This is a genomic window from Corallococcus sp. bb12-1 (assembly GCF_026626765.1).
Classification (GTDB): Bacteria; Myxococcota; Myxococcia; order Myxococcales; family Myxococcaceae; genus Corallococcus; species Corallococcus terminator.
The window spans coordinates 126231-144951 of the sequence record NZ_JAPNJZ010000037.1 but is presented as its reverse complement, the minus strand read 5'-3'; the positions used below and the strand labels follow the sequence as shown (position 1 = coordinate 144951).

Below are 18721 nucleotides of genomic sequence, written 5' to 3'. Positions count from 1 at the left end.
AGAACGCAGCCATCCCTGGCTTGAATTGCCCTCGATTCGCCCCGCATGTGGCTCACAGCACCACATGTCCATGTTCGCGGCCGCAGGAGAAGGAAACCGATCGCGTTCTCGGTCACAGCCCAGGCACCTGCCTCGGCGTTTCACGTGGACGCCGGAAACCACTCATCGACTCGGAGATCCAGCAAGGACGCTGCTGCGATTTCGCCCAGGACCTTTCTGAGGACTCCAGCGTTGGTGGCTCCAAATTCGAAGGAGCGTGACATGTCGGCTCCGTGTCTTGGCATCCCCATACAGATCATCACTGCATTGTCGCGCTCATAGAGGCCGCAGTAAGGCCCAGTGGGAATCGGCTGCGTGAACCCCAGGCTGCTCATCACCGGCTCGATGAGTGCGAGAAGGTCGGGGGAGTCCCCAGAGAAGGTGCCGTTGCACGTCTGAGGCATCTTCCGAAGTCGAAATCTGGAAAGCGCGCCCCATGCCAGCATCTCGCGCAAAGTCTCGAACTTCTCGTAGAGGTCATCCTCATCGGCTCCCTCCTCTTTTGACGCTACCAGCGCATCGCCACGTGCCGGTGCATCAAGGTCATAGAAGAGGGGCATGGGCATCATGCCATTGGAGTCATACGCAATCAGCAAGAGCCGTGGATGAGGCTCAACCCAGCCCCTGGCATGGCAGTCGAGCACTCGTTGTGTCGAAAAATCGAGCGTAGGATACGCCAGAGGTCCCATGCTTTGCCCCATGCGGGTGAGGAACCAGCGATAGAAGGACGGCAAGGGACGGCCTGCTATCTTCTCGACTTGCGCAATGGCATCGGGCGTGGAGCCCTTCCACAGCTCCGCGAGCCCAGGCACGACTCTCAGGAGCAACGCCTCCAGCGCGACCTCTGCCTCTTGCTCTAGTGCTGACATTTATTGTCCTCTGCCTTGCCTTTGGTGCAGAGCATCAGAGGCAGAATGATATTGCACGTTCCGCAGGGTGGGACACTTTCTCCGTGGCCAAAGGAGCCGAGAGTCGGCTCACTCCGGTCACTCCTGAGGTACTCGACTCTCCCGTCGGTCCGCTGGCCGGCGCTATGGAACCACCGCTCGGTGAGCCCACTGACAGAAGCCCCATGATCGACTGCAAGCACGAGTGCCTTGGGGCCAGCACAGCTTCCTGGGGGATAGTGCGCTGGCTGTGTTGTATCCAGAAGCCAATTTTCATGGAGGCGAGCGGCCCGATTCCATGCTGCATCCACTCGACTTGGATCCTGGCCCTGTCTCTCGCAGACTTTATTGATGAATGCTTTGACCTTTTTGATTTTAACGTTCTCGCTCTGTCCTGTCCCTATATTCTTGCGGACGATCGAAATGTCGAGGCCACCATCCGCAGGGGCATGCCATTTGAGGTCATCCTTGACGATCTCGCGGAATACCTTTTCCGTCCTGCTTGAGTGATCCGCATAACGCTGGCTGCACACGCACCGGACCACTCCAAGCATTCTTCCTGTTTCAGTTCTCGACGAGGGGAACTTCCGGGTTTGGTCAGGCCCCTTGTTGTTCTTGGCAAGCGCCTTCGCCAGTGCCTTGGCATCCTCCCTTGTCGCGTCTGTCTCATTCAGCGCGCCATTGGATTGATGCTTTTCATCGCAGAGAGGGCACTCCTTCTCCCCCGTGACGGCCGTGAGCATCCTGCCGGGGACCTGAATGACGCCCATCAGCGTCGCCGAGTTGGCCGGGCTGCCGCTCGGTCCGCAGTTGTTGAGCATGGGGTCACCCAACAATTGGACGTTCTTCCCTTCGATCTTCACATCCATGGATCCAGGGCCCGCGAAGCTCGTCGGGCCCTCTACATTGGCGGAGACAATCCCGCCCCCAGTCCCCTTGCTGGCCACGTCCCCCATCGAACCGAAGGTGGCTCCCCGGATGGCCACCTTCTTTCCCTCAATCGTCACGCTCTTTGAGTAGTTCTTCGGGTCCGATCCGCTCTTGCCGATGTTGGGTAGCGGCATCGGTACAAACGGCGCAGGGGGCCCTGGCATCTTGCAGACATTGGGCAGCGTCGCTGCGGCAGCCCCGCTGCTCCCCTCGGTGACCGGGGTCTTTGGAGCATTCACTGACACTTTCGCCATTGGGACTTCCCCCTCTCATGGATCCTGCGGAGCCTGCAGGAGCATCGCCCCCCGTAGCCCGGAATCAGAGCCTGCCATCACCAGCGCACGCGGGCCTCGCGCGTACCTCCGTGCGAACGCCTGGACCGCCAGCACGCCTCCGAGCGCCCCAAATGCGGCACCCATGTCGCCCCAGCAGTCACTCGGGGCCTTGTATCCAGAAGTTTTCCATCCCTGCGGCGCTCGCAGCGCGACAAAGGCCCATTCCTCGCTTCGGTAACGCTCGCCATTGATGTCCGCGTACACGGTGTCCACACACTCCTGGGTCGGGTCGAGCCCCGCGAGGGCCCCCCGCACAGCCTGAGTCATTCCGACACCGAAAGAGCCTGTATCGCTATCGCGCAGGCGCTCCTCCTGTGCCGTGCACACCCCGCGCACGATGGCCAGTCGGGGAAGGCCCAGGCGACGGCGCAACCCCGCACTCATCAGCGCGAGCCCTCCCGCCCCCTCTCCAGGAATGAATCCGCTGCGGACCCCCGGCTGCGCGAACCGGCGATTTCGCTCCAGCCACATGAACGTCTCCGAGTGGTGGTAGCTGTCCGCCCCCACCACCAGGAACAGGTTGTCCCGGCCTTCAGTACACTCCTTCATCACCTGCTCGACCGCCCTGAGCGCTCCGGAATGCCCGCGCCCGGCAAGCTCGACGCGAACATTGGACGTCTTCCCCCGGAGGCGCGCCTCCAGGGACTGGACAACCCAGGACGCATCGCTTTCGGAGAATCCTGGGCGGACTTCCGGAAGTGCGAGCAGCAGGGTAAGCCGGCCTCCATAGAGAATCTTCTCTCCCAGTCGGGACTCCAGCTCATCGAGCACGCTCTCGGCCATGGGCAGGAGACGGTCCCGCCCCTCAAGCGAGGTCTCCAGCAGTGCGTCGGCAGCGACCACGACCTGCTCGCCGCGCAGGTCGATGAACGGGTACTCGGCGCAGCGTGAGATGCCAGCGCGCACGGCAGCGGCGCTGCCTGCGGCAGTGAGCCCGACAGGTGTTCGCGCACCGACAGCCACCACCTCGACGTGTGCATTCATTTCGCGCGCCTCGGCTCAATGATTTCCGTTTCATCAAGATAGTCCGCCTCCAAAGAGGAAACTCGCAACACGGACTGCCACACTAAAGACAGGCGCCGTTCTTCCGGCGCCATGAGCACCGTCACCAAGCGTGCGCCGTGCTGCTCGCGCCGCGAGAGGATGCGGGTGGTAAATCCAAGTGAGATGTGTGGCAGCTCGAAGCGCGAGACGCCGTCGGGAGTCATGTTCAACAGCTCGACACGCTCTCCGCCAATGAGCGGCTTCTCGGTCCGCTGGTCCGTGGGCGCACTGAGCGCGAAGGTGGGGTCGTAGTCATCCGGCAACAGCGGCTTCTTCGACTGCTCCCACCATGCGTCGTACGTCCCCGCCAGCTTGCGCCGCGGCATCCACGAAGCATCAATCGGTCCGAATCCTGCGGGCCCCATCTCTGCCGGGGCGCCACGGGGATATTCGATGGAGTGAGCCGGCCGTTCCACCAGGTGAGCCCCTCGACGGGCAAAGCCCCGTCCAAGGGGGTTTCGGTCATCCAGGCCCTGATGACGAGGATCAGGGTCGAACAGGTCCATCCCCCCGAACGCAAATTCATAGCGAATGGGACGCAGGGTGAATGGCTGTGGCCGGGTTGGCACCACGCCGAGCAGCCCCCGCTCGTAGGTGCGATCTCCGTGGACGAGCAACTCCTTACGCAGTGGCCCAACACGGAGCGCGACCGGCACCATCGGAGCCGACCTCCCGCCGGGAGCATGTGCGTGTGCGTGCACCAGGATGTCCGTGCCCGGCTTCGCCGCGAGGAGTTCCGAATCGTAGAGCAAACTCGACCTGCCTGGCTCGCCAAAGTATTCAGGTGCAAGCACTGGCGGCGGTTGATCATCCGCCAGCCTGAGTCGCCCAGCTGGTGAGATATCGAAGGTTGCCTTGACGGCAACGATCCACCAATGCATGCCGTGCTTATCCCGGGTCCAGTTTCGCCCCACAGCGTAGGGCGTCTGGTTCTTCAAGGCCCACATCCTGTCAGCATAGGAAGTCCCTGACAGACGCGTCAATCCATAGGGCGAGCAGTGAGGCGTCTCTCTCAATCAGGGGACGCTTCGGTTGAGAGCACCCAAATGCTGCTGGCGGACTTCGAGAGGAACCGCGCGAGCCCCTCATCGCCCCCCGCTGGAGCCCAATGCCATCCAGGATGGCCCTTGCCCCCCTTCAGAGCGCTGTCATCGTATTCTAGATTGGAAACCCCTCGCGGCCATGTGGGATGGGGAAGATGCTCCTGCGTGCGCTGCCGTCAGGGGCCCGCCGCGTGTCTCCACGGCACTCTGGGCGCGGCTCGCCGAAGGCGGGCGTATCGAACTGGCAGAAGTCTTGGTACGGCTGCGGTTTGCTCGCGAGGCTCCACGGCCCCCTCTCCACGGTTGTGGTGGCGCAGGAGGCGTAGGCTCAGCGCTTGCGCGCGAGCACCCGCCGCACTTCCGTCAGGCACGCATCCGTCACCGCCGCCACGGACAGCTCCCCGTCGATGCGCACGATGCGCTCCCGCTTCTCCCGGAGCGTGATGGCCTTCAGGTACTGCTTCGCGATTCTCCGCTGGGCCTCGTCCGCTTCGAACAGCTCCGCGGGGCCACCGCGCACGGCCCGGCGCTTCGCCGCGACCTTCGGATCCACGCCCACGAACAGCGTCAGGTCCGGCGACACCGCGTGCGCGTTCACCGTGTCCACCCACGCCATGGGCAGGCTCGCGCCCTGGTACGCCAGCGAGGACAGCACGTAGCGGTCACACAGCACGACCTTGCCCTCCTCCAGCGCCGGCAACACCCGCGCGTGCAGGTGGTCCGTGCGGTCCGCCGCGAACAGCAGCGCCAGGGTCTCCGGCGCCAGCGGCCCGCGTCCCTGCGGCAATCCCAGGCGCCCCGTGAGGGCCTGGCGCAACATCGTGCCCACGGGCCCGTCGGAGGGCTCGCGCGTCGTCACCACGCCGTGCCCGTCCGCGCGCAGCGCCGCGGCCAGCCGCTCCGTCTGCGTGGTGGTGCCCGCGCCATCCAGGCCCTCCAGGACGATGAACCGCCCCGGGCGTGACACCTTCTTCGCGGCGCTCACCGGGGAAGCAGCGCGGCGGGGTTGTCCAGGTGCAGCTCGTGGCGCAGCGCCAGCAGCGTCTCGTAGCGCTTGAGCTCGTCGTCCAGCACCACTCGACCCTTGCGGTAGCTCACGTAGCCATACACCAGGAGCCCCAGCGCCAGCAGCGCCGTGCCCCAGGCCAGATACGGCGTGCGCAGCGAGTCGTAGAACAGCTTCCCGGCCGCGCCTGAAATCAGCATGAAGGCGATGACGGAGATGCCCGCATGGGTGAAGTGCGTCGTGCTCTGCCGGGTCGCCAGGCTTTCCTGCAGCTGGTCGAACCGGGCCCGCTTTTCCTGATGGTCTGCGCTCACGGAGCCGGGCACCCTACATCACCCATGCCGGGCCGTCGAGTCGCCGGCCGGGCGCCCGACACCTACCCGGACCCGCAGTCACAGCTTCCCCTCATCCCTGCCATTGAACGGACGCTTGCCTGGTCCCCGGGCATGGCTTGCCACCCCACCCCCCTCGCGTTACATGCCGCGCACCATGCCCCTCCACGCCGTCAGCAGGATGAGCACCTCCGCCATGAGCCAAGACTCCGAGTTGAACACCATCGAGGAGGCCATCCGCGACATCCAGGCTGGCAAGTGCGTCGTCGTCGCCGATGACGAGGACCGCGAGAACGAGGGCGACCTCATCATGGCCGCCGAGCTGGCCACGCCCGAGCAGCTCGCCTTCATGGTCCGCCACACCAGCGGCATCATCTGCCAGCCCATGCTCGCCGAACGGCTGGACGCGCTGCGCCTGCCCCAGATGGTCGCGGAGAACACCGAGTCCCATCGCACCGCGTTCACCGTCTCCGTGGACTTCCGCCACGGCACCACCACCGGCGTCTCCGCGTCGGACCGCGCCAAGACGATCCGCGCCCTCGCGGACCCGAACAGCACCGCGGACGACTTCCTGCGCCCCGGCCACATCTTCCCCCTGCGCTACCGCGAGGGCGGCGTGCTGCGCCGCGCGGGCCACACCGAGGCCGCCGTGGACCTGGCCCGGCTCGCCGGCCTCCAGCCCTCCGGCATCCTCTGCGAGCTCGTGAAGGACGACGGCACCATGCAGCGCATGCCGGACCTCAAGCTCTTCGCGCGCGAGCACCAGCTGTCCCTCGTCACCATCGCGGACCTCATCCAGTACCGCAGCCGCAAGGACCGCCTCGTGCGCCGCGAGCCGGGCCAGGACGTGGTGCGCACCCGCCACGGCGAGTTCACCGCCCTCACCTACTCGTGGACGCCCGACGGAGCCAAGTCGCTGGTGCTCGTGAAGGGTGACCCGGAGCACGCCAACCCCGCCCCCCTGGTCCGCCTGCACGCCGCGTGCGCCATGGGCGACGTGTTCGGCTCTCCGGACTGCAAGTGCCACCAGCTGCTGGACCGCTCCCTGGAGCAGGTCGCGAAGGCCGGCTCCGGCGTCATCGTCTACCTGCCCGGCATGCACGGCGACGACTTCGGCATCCACCACAAGCGCGCGGGCGACGGCAGCAACGCGCCCCCCTCCCGCACGGCCCACGAGTCCCGCGATGTGGGCATGGGCTGCCAGATCCTCACCGACCTGGGCATCCGCGCCATGCGCCTGATGACCAACACGGACATGACCTACCGGGGCCTCGCCGGCTTCGGGCTCACCATCGAGTCGCGCATCCCGCTCACGGTCGAGTAGCCGCGGAACGTCCCTACCGCCCGGGGCCCAAGCCCCGGGCCCTGCCACGCGTCAGCCCAGGTCCTTCAGGGCCGCGCGCACCGCCGACAGGTCCGCGGGCAGCTCCACCGGTGGGTTCGCGTGCGCGGCCTTCACGTCCGCCAGCGTCCCCCGGTGGTAGCCCACCTTGAAGTCAGCGAACTTCAGGCCATGCGCGGTGGCCACCACCGCGACGCTGGCCCCCTTCGCCATCACGCCCTGGGCCACCAGCTTCTCCACCGCCGCCAGCGCCACGCCCGTCTGGGGACAGGCGAAGGTGCCCTCGCGGTCCGCCCGGGCCGCCGCGTTCGAAAGCTCCGACTCCGTCGCCTCCTCCACCACGCCGTCGAAGGCGCGCAGCATCTTCACCGCGCGGCGGTAGGACACCGGGTTGCCAATCTGGATGGCCGACGCGAGCGTCGCCTCCGCCTGCATCGGCGTCAGCTCCTGGAAGCCGCCCCGGAAGGAGCGCAACAGGGGGTTGGCCCGCTGCGCCTGCGCCACCGCGATGCGCGGCCGGCGGGTGATGAGCCCCAGCGCGTGCAGCAGGTCCAGCCCCCGGCCCAGCGCGCTCGCGTTGCCCAGATTGCCACCCGGGATGACGATCCAGTCCGGCGGCTCCCAGCCCAGGTCCTGGCACAGCTCCACGGCGATCATCTTCTGGCCCTCGATGCGCAGCGAGTTCATCGAGTTCGCCAGGTACAGCCCCGTGTCCGCCGTCACCGCCTGCACCAGCTTCATGCAGCCGTCGAAGTCCGTGTCCAGCGACAGCACCCGCGCCCCGTTGGCGATGGGCTGCACCAACTGCGCGAGCGACACCTTGTTCTTCGGCAGGAACACCACCGCTGGGATGCCCGCCGCCGCTGCGTACGCGGACAGCGCCGCGGACGTGTCGCCGGTGGACGCGCACGCCACCGCGCGGATGGGCGTCCCGCGCGAGCGCAGGTGCTTCACCGCGGACACCAGGACGGTCATCCCCCAGTCCTTGAAGCTGCCCGTCGGGGAGACGCCGCACTCCTTCAACATCAGCGAACTCAAGCCCAGCTCCGCCGCCATCCGGGGCAGCGGCTTGAGCGGCACGCGCCCCTCGCCCAGCGAGACGATGTCCTCCATCGGCAGCTCGGGCAGCGCCCACTCGCGCTTGCCCCACACGCCAGAGCCGTCCGGCAGCCGGGAGGTCGCGAACCGGGACTCGAAGCGGCGCTTCCACTCCGCCGCCGGCACGGCGCGCAGGGCGGCCTCGTCGTGCGCCACCTCCAGCAGGCCTTCGCACCGGGGGCAGCGGTACACCACGTCCCACAGCGAGGCGGTGAAGCCGCACCCCTCGCTGCACGCGTAGTGCGCGGTCAGGGCGCTCACGCCTCCACCTCCACCCTCGTGCCGCACGCCACGCACGAGCGGCCCGGATACGAGGGGGTGTGGCAGGAGGGACAGGGAACGCGCTCGCCCTCCTGCGCTCGGCCCTTCGCGGCCACCGGCGCCGCCACGCGCACGCGGGGCAGGCGCATGCCGCAGCCGTCACACAGCAGCCCTTCGGCCTGCACGTGGCGACAGTAGCGGCACGTCACCGCCCCCACCGGCACGACGGTGCGGACGCCGTCATCCGGCGCGCGGCCCGTGTCCAGGTCCGCCATCGGATCCACGGACACCGCGCCCGTGGCGCCCGTGCTCGTCAGCTCCAGGTCGGGCACGAACATGGCCGGCAGGTCCGGTCCCGAGCGCAGCCGCGTCAGGTCCAGGTCCGCCAGCGGCGCGGACTCCACCTCCGCGCGGCCTCCCGCGTGGTGCGTCAGCTCCAATTCGGCCAGCTGCACCACGACAGGGGCTTCCGTGCTCACGAGGCCAGGGAAGCGCTTGCCACAGCCGTCGCACTCTTCGCCTTCCGACTGCACGTGGTCGCAGACCGGGCAGATGATCATGACCGGGACGTTATCGGTCCCCTCCCCGCACGGCAACGCGAGCCGGGAAATGAAGGGTGGGCGTGCAGGCGCGCCCCCTGTCCCTCAGTGCACGGGCGAGGCCTGGCCCGTCATGGGCACGAAGCGCACCGGCAACAGGCGCTCCACCTTGGGCAGCAGCCCGGGTTGACCGCGACGGATGCGCAGCAGCTCCTGCGTTTCGTTCACGGCGCCCACGGGGATGACCATCCGTCCCCCCCGCTTGAGCTGTCGCAGGAGCGCGCGAGGAATGTCCGGGGGCGCGGCGGTGGCGATGATGGCGTCATAGGGTGCGCCCTCGGGCCAGCCGAGCGACCCATCGCCCTCCCGGAAGAAGACGTTGTTGAAGCCCAGCCGGTGCAACAGGCGCCGGGCGGGCCGGGCCAGCTCCGGGACGATCTCCACCGTGAAGACTTCGCGGGCCAGCAGGGCCAGCACCGCCGTCTGGTAGCCGGAGCCGGTGCCGATCTCCAGCACCCGCTCACAGCCGCGCAGGCGCAGGGCTTCACTCATCAAGGCGACCACGTAGGGTTGGCTGATGGTCTGCCCATGGCCGATGGGCAGGGGCACGTCCTCGTGGGCCACGTCCCGCTCCTGGACGGGCACGAAGTCCACGCGGTTCAGGTTGGCGATCGCCGCGAGCACCCGTCTGTCTCGAATGCCCTGCCGTGCCAGATACTCCGCTCGGCCCCAGTCTCCCATCGCGCGGTCCCCCGTCATTCTCCGGAGGAAACGTAAGCACGCCGACAGTCGCGGACAACCCGACGGGCGGGCCCAAAGCTCCAAGGCCCCCCGGTTCCTACCCCACCCGGGCCAACGCCAGTCGCCCCTCCCAGCGCTCCTCCAGCGCCTTCACCAGCCCCTGGTGCTCCGGCTCCTGGAGCTTCGGATCGCGGTCCATGATCCGCCGCGCCTCCACCTGCGCGAGCGACAGCAGGTCGCCGTCGCGCACCAGATTGGCCACGGCCAGCTCCGGCAGGCCGCTCTGCCGCGTGCCCAGGAACTCGCCGGGGCCGCGGATCTCCAGGTCCTTCTCCGCGATGACGAAGCCGTCGCTGCTGCGCTCCATCACGCCCAGCCGCTCGGTGGACTCCCTGGAGCGCGCGGCCCCCGCCACCAGGAAGCAGAAGCTGGCGGCCGCGCCCCGGCCCACCCGGCCGCGCAGCTGGTGCAGCTGCGACAGGCCGAAGCGCTCCGCGGACTCCACCACCATGACGGACGCGTTGGGCACGTCCACGCCCACCTCCACCACGGTGGTGCACACGAGCAGTTGGATCTGCTTCTCGCGGAAGGCCTCCATCACGGCGTCCTTCTCCTCCGCCTTCATGCGCCCGTGCAGCAGGCCCACGCTCGCGGTGGGGAACACCGCCTGCAACTTCCCCGCGCCCTGGGTGGCGTCCTCCAGGTCCAGCTTCTCCGACTCCTCCACCAGCGGATACACGACGTAGGCCTGATGGCCCTTGGCCAGCTCCGCCGCCACCGCTTCGTAGACGCGCGCGCGGTACTGGTTGTTGAAGACGCGCGTGGTGATGGGCGTGCGGCCCGGGGGGAGCTGGTCGATGATGGACACGTCCAGGTCGCCGTACAGCGTCATCGCGAGCGTGCGCGGAATGGGCGTGGCCGTCATCACCAGCACGTCCGGCATCACGCCCTTGCCCATCAGCGTCTGGCGCTGGAGCACGCCGAAGCGGTGCTGCTCGTCGATGACCACCAGCCCCAGCTTCTGGAAGGACACGCCGCCTTCGAGCAGCGCGTGCGTGCCCACCGCGAGGTGCAGCTCGCCGCTCGCCACGCCCTCGCGCACCGTGCGCTTGTGCTTCGCGGTGCCCGCCGCGCTCACCAGCCCCACGCGGAAGCCCAGGGGCTCCAGGATGCGGCGGAAGGTGCGCTCGTGCTGTTCGGCGAGGATCTCCGTGGGGGCCATCACCGCCACCTGGTAGCCGTCCTGCAACGCCACCATCGCGGCCACCAGCGCCACCGCCGTCTTGCCGCTGCCGACATCTCCCTGCACCAGCCGGCTCATCGGCTCCGGCCGCGCCATGTCCCGCGCCAGGTCCCCCACCACGCGCGCCTGGGCCCCGGTGAGCTCGAAGGGCAGCGCGGCGCGGGCCTTGTCCAGGCGCGCCGGGGCGACATCGAAGGCGATGCCCTCCTCCGCCTTCACGTCCTGACGCTTGAGCGCCATGCCGAGCTGGAGGAAGAACAGCTCGTCGAACGCGAGCCGGCGGTGCGCGGGGCTCTGGTGCGCGTCCAGCGCCTCCAGGTCCGCGTCCTCGGGCGGGAAGTGGATGAAGCGCAGCGCGTCCGGCAGCCCCATCAGGTGGTAGCGGCGGCGCAGGTCCGCGGGCAGCGGCTCTTCCAGATGGTGCGCGTGCTGTTCGCTGATGCGCGCGGCCAGCTCGCGGAACGAGCGCTGTTCGCCGCGCTCGAAGCCCGGGTAGATGGGGACGATGCGGTGGAAGTGGACGGACGTCGTGGACTCCAGGTCCTCGGCGGGCTCCAGCTCCGGGTGGGCCATCTCCCGGCCATTCATGGAGGCGCGGACCTCTCCGGAGAGCACCAACTGCTTGCCTACGGAGAAGCGGCTCTTGAGCCACGGCCCCGCGTGGAAGTACGTCGCGGCGATGCTGCCGGAGCGGTCCCCCACGACGGCGCGGAACATCCGCTTGCCACCGCGCCCCGGAACGAAGTCCGCGGTCCTCACCGTGCCCACCGTCACGCCGCGCTCGCCAGGAATCAGCTCCGCGATGGTCCGCAGCCGGCGGCGGTCTTCGTAACAGCGTGGCAACAGAAACAGGATGTCGCCCGTGCGGCGCAGGCCCTTCTTGTCCAGCACGGCGACGAGGCGCGGCCCCAGGCGCTTGCCCAACGTCTTGAGCGGCGCGGACAGGGGGCCGGAGCGCGGCGCGATGGACAGGAGCTTCGCCTCGGAGCGTGACGCTTCGGCGCCCACGGCCTTGGCCTTCTTCTTCTTCTTGCCCTTCTCGGCGGGAGCGGCGCCCTCCGCCGTGGGGAGCCCATTGCGAGGGTCGGCCCCGACGCCCGTCCGGGACATCGACTCGCGTGCGGGCGGACCGCTGGGGCCAGAAGCCCGGGTCGTCGCGGTCCCCGCGGGACGCGTCCCACGAGGCGAGGGCTCAGCCATGCGCGGCGGTGCGGACCCAGCGCGGCCGGTGGCCCCGCCGACCGCATCTGGAGCACGAGCCCCACCGACCGGGGACACCACCGGCTCCTGGGACTTCCAGGGCGGCACGACGTTCCGGCCCGCCTGCGCCACCCCTTGAGGCGGCGTCACCCTCCGGCGCGGAAGCGCGGCGGCCAGCTCCCCCTCAATCACGTGCGCACGCTCTGGCGCCCGGGGGAAGCCCGCCGCCACGGCGTTGAGTTCCCCCGTGACGACCACCCGCTCCAGTTCCTCCGGAAGCGCCACGCCGCTGAGCTTCAGCGCGCCCAGCACCTGCCGCAGCGCCGCCTTGCGGTGCTCGGGGGGCGCGGGGGGATCCACGTGAGGCAGGGCCGCCCGCAGATCATCGAGCGCACGCGCGTCCACGCCGCTGGCCCCCGCCAGGGTGCGCTCCATCAGGGTGCGGAGGTCCTTCACGATGCCCAACTGCGCGAAGTCGCGCTGACAGGCGTATTTCAGGGGCCCAACGAGGCTGGCGAGCGGGTGGTTCACGCGATTTCCAGCCTCCATCCTACGAAGTGGGCCTGACGCCGCCCGGAAAACGAAACCGGGGGAGCGAGCCCATGCCCACTCCCCCGGAAGACACCCGGACGACCAGGCGTCACCCCTCGGCGGGCGGGGCGTCGTCCTGTGGATCCTCGAAGAAGATCTTCACGACCTCCAGCTCCCGGACGCCGCCCGGGCTGTTCACCGTGGCGACGTCGCCCACCTTCTTGCCGATGAGCGCACGCGCCACCGGCGAGGTGACGGCGATCCACCGCTTCTTCAGGTCCGCCTCGGTCTCACCCACCAGCCGGTAGGTGATGGACTTGTCCGTCTCCGGGTCCGTCAGCTCCACGCTGGCGCCGAAGATGATCTTGTCGCCGCCCAGCTTCGCCGGGTCGATGACCTCCGAACGGGCAATCCAGTCGCCGAGGGTCAGGATGCGCCCCTCGATGTGGGACTGCTTCTCCTTGGCCGCGTGGTACTCGGCGTTCTCCCGCAGGTCGCCGTGCGCACGCGCGACTTCAATCTCACGCGAAATCTTCCCGCGCTCCACGGACTGGAGGTGCTTCAGCTCGTCCTTGAGCTTCCGCAAACCGTGGGGGGTCATCGGCATGCTGTCGCCGCTCATCGACACCGCTCCTTCCATCACCTGGCTGCCCAGAAATCCGGGACCGGGGCTCCCTCCTGGAACCCGGCCGCCGCCTGGAAACGACCAATGTAGGGAACGAGTGACAAGCGGGTCAACGAAAGCCGTACCCCCATCGTCCGGTAACGGCTGTGCGCCCGGCGGCTGACCCGTTAGGCTGCCCGCCGTGTTGTCCGTCCAGGAAATGCGCGCCCTCGCCTCCGCCCTGCCCGTGGGCACCTTCCAGCATCAACTGGGCCCCTTCGCCCTGGTGCAGCGCCCGCCCGCGGAGCTGTCCGCCGCCGTGCTCGCCCCCACCCGCATGGCGGATCCAGGCGACATCGAGCAGGGCATGCTCACCCTGCTCTTCGAATTCGACGACCTGCTCGTCGCCACCCTGCCCACCCTCAAGGACTCGGATGCGCTGCGCATCGGCCGGAGGATGGACTGCGAGCTGGTGCTAGACGACGCCTCCGTCTCCAAGCAGCACGCGGAGCTGCGGTGGAGCCGCGCCGAATCCCGCTGCACCGTGCGGGACCTCGGCTCCACCAACGGCACCTTCGTCAATGCCAGCACCATCGGGCGGCGCGAGGTGTCGCTCCAGGGCGGCGACATCCTCAGCTTCGGCAACGTGCAGTTCTGGTACCTGCTGACCGACGCGCTCCACGAGAGGCTGCGCGCGGGCGCGACCTCCGGGCTGGGCTCCCACACCGGCTGAAGCAGCAGCGCCCCGCCGTCAGGGACACGCTCCGCAGTCGGCCGCGCACGCGTCGTACGTGCTGGACGCGCCACACGCCTCCGTCACCTGACAGGTACCATCTCCGCAGACCGCCAGGTCCGCGTCCCGCACGCGCGTGGTGAGCGGTTTGTAGGTGACGCCCCCCACCGCGCAGTTCAGGAAAGACAGGCCGGAGGTGCCATCCGGCGTGCAGGACGCCGCGCAGCTGCCCACGTAGACGAGCGGCGCGCAGTTCCGGCGCGGCATCCCGGAGCCATCCACCACCGCGCACGCGCGCGTCGTGCTCTGGGTGCCGTCGAGCGGCGGATTCTGGCTGCCCGCGTAGACGCCCTCGCCCTTGAAGAGGTTGCCGAAGAAGCACGACTCCGGCCGCGAAAACTCCGCCAGCTCCGCGGGCGTGGAGGGGATCGTCACCCCCGCCCCGTTACGGCCCTGCACGGAGATGGGCACGCTCACGCCGAACGGGTTGGCGTGCGCCGCGAGGCACGCGGAGATGAGCTGCTGTTCGGCCACCGTCGCCGGCTTGCCCCCGGCCCAGGTCGGCGCCAATCCCAATGAGCCCGTCCACGTGTGCCGCGCTTCCGTCCGGCCATCAGTGAACGTGCGCGCCTCTCCCTCCGGCACGGCGCAGCGGATGACGTAGTGCATGACCTCGTCGGCCAGCACCGGATCCTCCTCGAACCACGCCGCGAACTCCGCCGACGCCAGTCCATTGAAAGACAGCCCATTGAAAGACAAGCCATTGAAAGACAGCCCGTTGAACGACAGGCCATTGTAGGACAGGCTGTTGTAGCTCAGGGCCGCCTGCTCCACGGTGCCCGCCGGATCAGGCGGCGCGGGCTCCTGGGCGGTGGGGCCACAGCCCGTCCCCATCACGCCTCCCACCAACGACAGCATCACGCCCCACGCCGAACACCGCGCCACGACACCACGGCGCCCGTTTTCGATGATCCCCATGTGCACCCTCCCCTGCTTTCGCGGGTTGGCCGGACGACACCCGCTGGTCGTTCGGACGGAGGAGGACGTCAAAGACAAACGGGCGAGCCTGGCCCCCTCACGCACGAAAAGTGTGAGCACGTTGTACGTGGGGCAAGGCGTGACGGGTGCGGGGAATGCAGGCGAGGGGCCGGGGCGGACACTCCGCGCGTCGCGAGCTGAACGCGGGCGTCCGGGGACATCCACAAACACGAAGGCCGCGGCCCCCCGGGGCGAGGACACCTGCCACCACCCCGGAGCCGCGGCCCCCAGACTTCCCGACGCAGGCCGACCGGGCCTAACGCGCCTGCGGAGAACCGACCATCACCTTCGCATCTTTGCCCAGCTTCAGGCCCGCGAGCGCGCTGTCGAGCGCTTTGATGTCCGCCTGGACGATGGGGTCCGGATCCGATCCGCCCGGAGGCCCGCCCTTGGGGGGCTTGCCCTCCGGAGCGACGGCGATGACCAGATCGCGCTTCGACGCGGGAGCCTGGCTCCGCGCGACCTGGAGGTCCTTGAATCGGGACACGGTGCTGGCCGCTTCCGTCTTGCTGAGCGACTTCACCAGCGTGAGCTTCCCGCTGCCGCGGTCGAACCGGTACAGCTTCGTGCCCGCCGCGCCCTCGTCCACCGCCACGTCCACGGAGCCACTGCTCTTGGCCGCCGGACTGGCGACGGGCGTCGTGCGGGGCGCCAGCTTCACACCCTTGCCCTGGGCCCCGGCGCTCGCCGCCGTCAACGCGACCACGCCCACTGCCATCGCTCCCACTGCGGACTTCCAACGCTGGTGCATGAGTCCTCCCGGATCCCTTACGCGCAGGGCCGTCGTTATTCGCGGACAGCGGAGCCTATTCGAACGCGACCAGGTCCTGGACCCACTTCGCGCTGCCCTGCCGCAGCCACCGGGCCCGCGTGTCCCGGAGCGCCTGCGCGGGTGGAACGCCGCGACGCAGGGTCTCCAGCAGTGACTGGAAGAAGGCCCCGGCCTCCACGTCCGGCACCTGGGTTGACGGTGCCACCACCGCGCGCGCGCCCGCCTGGATGAGCGCGGACGGCAGGCTCCACACGGCATGGTAGCGCCACGCTCCGACATTCGCGTCGCACGCGGCCAGCAGCACCACCGGGGCCCCCTTGAGCGTGTGACCCTCCAGGTCCTCCGCGGTCAGCGCGTAGTGGCCGGCCCCATCCGGGGACAGCGCCAGGAAGGCCGCGTCGGACAGGCCGGTGCCGGAGAGCCCGTGCGTGTGCAGCTCCACCTCCGTGGCGTCCTCCATCTCCGCGAGCACCGCTTCGGGCGTCGCCGCGCGCCCGCGCAGGTGCACGTCGTTGGGCCCCGCCACGCCCTTCCACGGCATCAGGCGCGGCAGGCCCAGGGACGCGGGCGGCTCCACGTCCGACACCAGGAGCCGCTTGGGCGCGGGCGCGATGGCCGGCGCGGCGACGCCTTGCCCTCCGGGGGCCAGGTAGCTCCAGGCCCGGTCCGGAGGCAGCAGCCCGGGGCGCCCCTGGAGGATGGGCTCCGCGAGCACGCGCACCGACTCGCACGCGGCCACCACCTTGCGCAGGCGCTCGGGCACGCCCGGCACCTCTTCGCGCAGGGGCCGCTTCAGGGCGTTGAGGTACAACCCTTCCGCCTTGCCGTCCGGCCCGCGGGCGACGAAGAGCAGCCGCTCATCCTGGCCCGCCAGCGCCAGCAGACAGGACGTGGGCGCGGTGCGATCCAGCTCCTCCGCGAGCAGCGCCACCGCCGCGTCCCATTCCTTCGCGCGCCCCGCGTCCATCACCAGCACGTGGTGGCTGTGCGACCAGGCCTTGCGCGCCTCGATGTCGGAGGAGCGCTTCAGCGCGGAGCCGGTGATGACGCCGCGCAGGAGCCGCTGGCCCGTCTCGCGGTCGCGCTCGATGAGGATGCGGCCTTCCAGATGATCCAGGAGCAGCCGGTCACCGGCCGACAGGGAAGCGTCGTCGCGCAGGACGCGGATGCGCTCACGCACCCGGTCCAGCTCTCGGCCCGGTACCGTGCCGCCCTCCAACCGCAAGAGGTCGCCCGCGACGGCGATCTCCAGCATCGTGGGCGCGGTGGGACAGCCGATGGCGTCCTGCACTTCACGCCGGGCCGCCTTCGCGTCCAGGTCCTCCACCGCCAGGAGCGCCCGGGCGTGGTGGTACTCCGAACGCCGCGCGCAGTCCTCCGGCGCGTGCTGGACGTATTCGTCCAGGTACGCGCGGGCCAGCGCCGGGGCGTGGCTCAGCCGCGCGCTCGTCACCAGGTCCGACAGCAGCACCTCTTCCTGGAACCAGCTGTCGGTCCGGAACGCCTCTTCCAGCGCGGACCTGGCCAGCCCTTCGGCCTCCTTGCGCCGGTCCAACCGGTTGTAGAGCGCGGCCAGGTGCTGCTGCAGGTCCACGCAGCGGTACTGGAAGCCCGCGCTCCGGCACGACGCCAGGCCTTGCGTGAGCGACTTCTCCGCCGTCTCCGTGTCGCCCCGGGCCAGCGCGGCCTGGGCCCGGCCCCGGGCGAGCGGCGCTTCGTACCAGGCGGGCTCGCTGGACTGACGCACCAGCGTGGCCAGCTCGTCCACGTGCCGGTCCTCCTGCCGCAGGAGCAGGAGCGCGCCCAGCAGCAGGTCGCGCTCGCTGGAGCGCCGCAGCTTCGCCAGATACGCGTCCGCCTTCGCGCCCTCCAGCGTCTGCGTGCCCTCCAGCACCGCGTGGTAGGTCTGGGCCAGCGGTCCGCGCCGGCTGAAGTCCGCCTCCGCCACGCGCGTCACATAGGCGGTGGCCGTCTTCGTCCGGGTGGCTTCATCCAGCACCGACGCCAGCGGCAGCAGCGCCCGCACGCGCTCCGCGGAGGGCGCCGCGCGCAGCGCATGGTAGAGGTACAGCCGCGCCAGGTCCGGGTTGCGCCGCGCCATCGTGGAGGGATACGGCGTGCCCTCCAACGCCAGGGCCATGCCGGCCGCGTTCATCGCCTGCCACGAGTCGCGCCGCGCCAGCGCTCCGGCGCGCAGGCCGTCCGCGCGAGCATCCGCCTCCGTGCTCCAACCCGGCTCCTTCGCCCGTGCCACCCGCTGGAACTCCGCCGCGGAGGCCAGCTCCAACGAGAGGGCCTGGAGCGCGAGCCCCCGGTTCCAGTGCAGTCGCGCGTCGTCCGGCGCGGTCTCCAGCGCCGCATCCAGCAGACCCAGCGCGCGCTCCGGCAGGCCCAGGCCCAGGGCCGCCAGCGCCCGGTCTCCCTGGACGGCCGGCGACGGGGGCAACCCTTCCAGGATGCGCTCCGCGCGCTCGAAGTCGCCGGAGGCCAGGTACGCGGTCGCGATCCCGTGCGGGTCCCCGCGCTGCTCCAGCGCCGCCAGCTTCGCCAGGTCCAACTCCATCCGCCCGGCCGTGCCGCTGCGCATCGTGGCCAGGGCGCGGTAGCCCTCCAGCGCGGGGTGGCTGGGCCGGCCCTCCAGGGGACGCGCGGAGGCGAGCGCGAAGGGCAGCTCCCTGGGCGCTTCGGTTCCACGCCACGGCCGCACCACCGCCAGCACGGCGAGCACCACGGCCGCGGCCGCCGCGGCGAAACCGGCCACGCGGCGGCGGTCCCAGGACGGACGGAAGCGGGGACGCGCCTCGGGACGGGCGACGGGCGCCGGCTGGGGGCGCTGGGCCGGGCGGGCGTCCGCGGCGGCCTGCACCGCGACGCTGGCCTGCACCTGATCCTCCAAGCCCGCCTGGCACTCCGAGCAGTCAGCCAGGTGGACGCTGAACGCCTGGGCCTCCTCGGGGGTCAGCTCTCCGTCCACGAAGGCGGCGAGCTGTTCACACATCGGAG

16 protein-coding genes are annotated in these 18721 nt (G+C 69.6%); 2 read left to right on the top strand and 14 right to left on the bottom strand.

Annotation, left to right across the window (positions count from 1 at the left end):
* Positions 1-140: 140 nt before the first annotated feature.
* The 6 genes from OV208_RS41100 to OV208_RS41075 all read right to left on the bottom strand — a co-directional run bounded on the left by OV208_RS41100 (position 141) and on the right by OV208_RS41075 (position 5598).
* The gene (locus tag OV208_RS41100; protein ID WP_267579442.1) at positions 141-908 is read right to left on the bottom strand and encodes an SMI1/KNR4 family protein; all 768 of its coding nucleotides are present in this window, start codon (positions 906-908) and stop codon (positions 141-143) included.
* Positions 896-2110, bottom strand: a complete 1215-nt coding sequence (locus OV208_RS41095) for a DUF4150 domain-containing protein (protein ID WP_267579441.1) — start codon at positions 2108-2110, stop codon at positions 896-898. Before OV208_RS41095 ends, OV208_RS41100 begins: the two co-directional genes overlap by 13 nt.
* A gap of 15 nt (positions 2111-2125) precedes the next feature.
* Positions 2126-3175: a hypothetical protein gene (locus OV208_RS41090; RefSeq protein ID WP_267579440.1), complete on the bottom strand. Its 1050-nt coding sequence runs from the start codon at positions 3173-3175 to the stop codon at positions 2126-2128.
* Entirely contained in the window at positions 3172-4182 is a 1011-nt protein-coding gene (locus tag OV208_RS41085; RefSeq protein ID WP_267579439.1) for a DUF2169 family type VI secretion system accessory protein, read from the bottom strand. The genes OV208_RS41090 and OV208_RS41085 overlap by 4 nt, the downstream gene beginning before the upstream one ends.
* A 424-nt stretch (positions 4183-4606) precedes the next feature.
* Positions 4607-5263 (bottom strand): dTMP kinase, encoded by a 657-nt coding sequence (gene tmk / locus OV208_RS41080; protein WP_267579438.1) that lies wholly within the window; start codon positions 5261-5263, stop codon positions 4607-4609.
* Positions 5260-5598, bottom strand: a complete 339-nt coding sequence (locus tag OV208_RS41075) for a hypothetical protein (protein ID WP_267579437.1) — start codon at positions 5596-5598, stop codon at positions 5260-5262. The genes tmk and OV208_RS41075 overlap by 4 nt, the downstream gene beginning before the upstream one ends.
* A 214-nt stretch (positions 5599-5812) precedes the next feature.
* Between OV208_RS41075 and ribB the strand changes: the two genes are divergently transcribed.
* Entirely contained in the window at positions 5813-6940 is a 1128-nt protein-coding gene (gene ribB / locus OV208_RS41070) for a 3,4-dihydroxy-2-butanone-4-phosphate synthase (RefSeq protein WP_267579436.1), read from the top strand.
* A gap of 51 nt (positions 6941-6991) precedes the next feature.
* Here ribB and thrC read toward each other — a convergent pair whose 3' ends face one another.
* The 5 genes from thrC to greA form a co-directional block, all read right to left on the bottom strand.
* Positions 6992-8317: a threonine synthase gene (thrC, locus tag OV208_RS41065; protein WP_267579435.1), complete on the bottom strand. Its 1326-nt coding sequence runs from the start codon at positions 8315-8317 to the stop codon at positions 6992-6994.
* Positions 8314-8877, bottom strand: coding sequence for a hypothetical protein (locus tag OV208_RS41060; protein WP_267579434.1), 564 nt, complete (start codon positions 8875-8877; stop codon positions 8314-8316). Before OV208_RS41060 ends, thrC begins: the two co-directional genes overlap by 4 nt.
* 84 nt (positions 8878-8961) lie before the next feature.
* Positions 8962-9597, bottom strand: coding sequence for a protein-L-isoaspartate(D-aspartate) O-methyltransferase (locus OV208_RS41055; protein WP_267579467.1), 636 nt, complete (start codon positions 9595-9597; stop codon positions 8962-8964).
* A 97-nt stretch (positions 9598-9694) separates the two neighbouring features.
* Positions 9695-12571 (bottom strand): ATP-dependent DNA helicase RecG, encoded by a 2877-nt coding sequence (recG, locus tag OV208_RS41050; protein ID WP_267579433.1) that lies wholly within the window; start codon positions 12569-12571, stop codon positions 9695-9697.
* A gap of 109 nt (positions 12572-12680) precedes the next feature.
* Entirely contained in the window at positions 12681-13193 is a 513-nt protein-coding gene (gene greA / locus OV208_RS41045; RefSeq protein ID WP_267579432.1) for a transcription elongation factor GreA, read from the bottom strand.
* Positions 13194-13377: 184 nt separating this feature from the next.
* Here greA and OV208_RS41040 point away from each other — a divergent pair, with 184 nt between their 5' ends.
* Complete coding sequence (locus OV208_RS41040) at positions 13378-13908, top strand: FHA domain-containing protein (RefSeq protein ID WP_267579431.1); 531 nt, start codon at positions 13378-13380, stop codon at positions 13906-13908.
* A gap of 18 nt (positions 13909-13926) precedes the next feature.
* On the opposite strand, the gene OV208_RS41035 is transcribed toward OV208_RS41040, so the two are convergent.
* From OV208_RS41035 to OV208_RS41025, 3 genes are all read right to left on the bottom strand, one after another.
* Positions 13927-14886: a hypothetical protein gene (locus OV208_RS41035; protein WP_267579430.1), complete on the bottom strand. Its 960-nt coding sequence runs from the start codon at positions 14884-14886 to the stop codon at positions 13927-13929.
* A 316-nt stretch (positions 14887-15202) separates the two neighbouring features.
* Positions 15203-15673, bottom strand: a complete 471-nt coding sequence (locus OV208_RS41030; RefSeq protein WP_267579429.1) for a hypothetical protein — start codon at positions 15671-15673, stop codon at positions 15203-15205.
* Between the two features lie 79 nt (positions 15674-15752).
* Positions 15753-18716, bottom strand: a complete 2964-nt coding sequence (locus OV208_RS41025) for a CHAT domain-containing protein (protein WP_267579466.1) — start codon at positions 18714-18716, stop codon at positions 15753-15755.
* Positions 18717-18721 lie beyond the last annotated feature (5 nt).

Coding starts and splice junctions, on each gene's coding strand:
- OV208_RS41100 (WP_267579442.1), bottom strand. CDS start 908: ATGTCAGCACTAGAGCAAGAGGCAGAGGTCGCGCTGGAGGCGTTGCTC.
- OV208_RS41095 (WP_267579441.1), bottom strand. CDS start 2,110: ATGGCGAAAGTGTCAGTGAATGCTCCAAAGACCCCGGTCACCGAGGGG.
- OV208_RS41090 (WP_267579440.1), bottom strand. CDS start 3,175: ATGAATGCACACGTCGAGGTGGTGGCTGTCGGTGCGCGAACACCTGTC.
- OV208_RS41085 (WP_267579439.1), bottom strand. CDS start 4,182: ATGTGGGCCTTGAAGAACCAGACGCCCTACGCTGTGGGGCGAAACTGG.
- ribB (WP_267579436.1), top strand. CDS start 5,813: ATGAGCCAAGACTCCGAGTTGAACACCATCGAGGAGGCCATCCGCGAC.
- OV208_RS41060 (WP_267579434.1), bottom strand. CDS start 8,877: ATGATCATCTGCCCGGTCTGCGACCACGTGCAGTCGGAAGGCGAAGAG.
- OV208_RS41055 (WP_267579467.1), bottom strand. CDS start 9,597: ATGGGAGACTGGGGCCGAGCGGAGTATCTGGCACGGCAGGGCATTCGA.
- greA (WP_267579432.1), bottom strand. CDS start 13,193: ATGAGCGGCGACAGCATGCCGATGACCCCCCACGGTTTGCGGAAGCTC.
- OV208_RS41035 (WP_267579430.1), bottom strand. CDS start 14,886: ATGGGGATCATCGAAAACGGGCGCCGTGGTGTCGTGGCGCGGTGTTCG.
- OV208_RS41025 (WP_267579466.1), bottom strand. CDS start 18,716: ATGTGTGAACAGCTCGCCGCCTTCGTGGACGGAGAGCTGACCCCCGAG.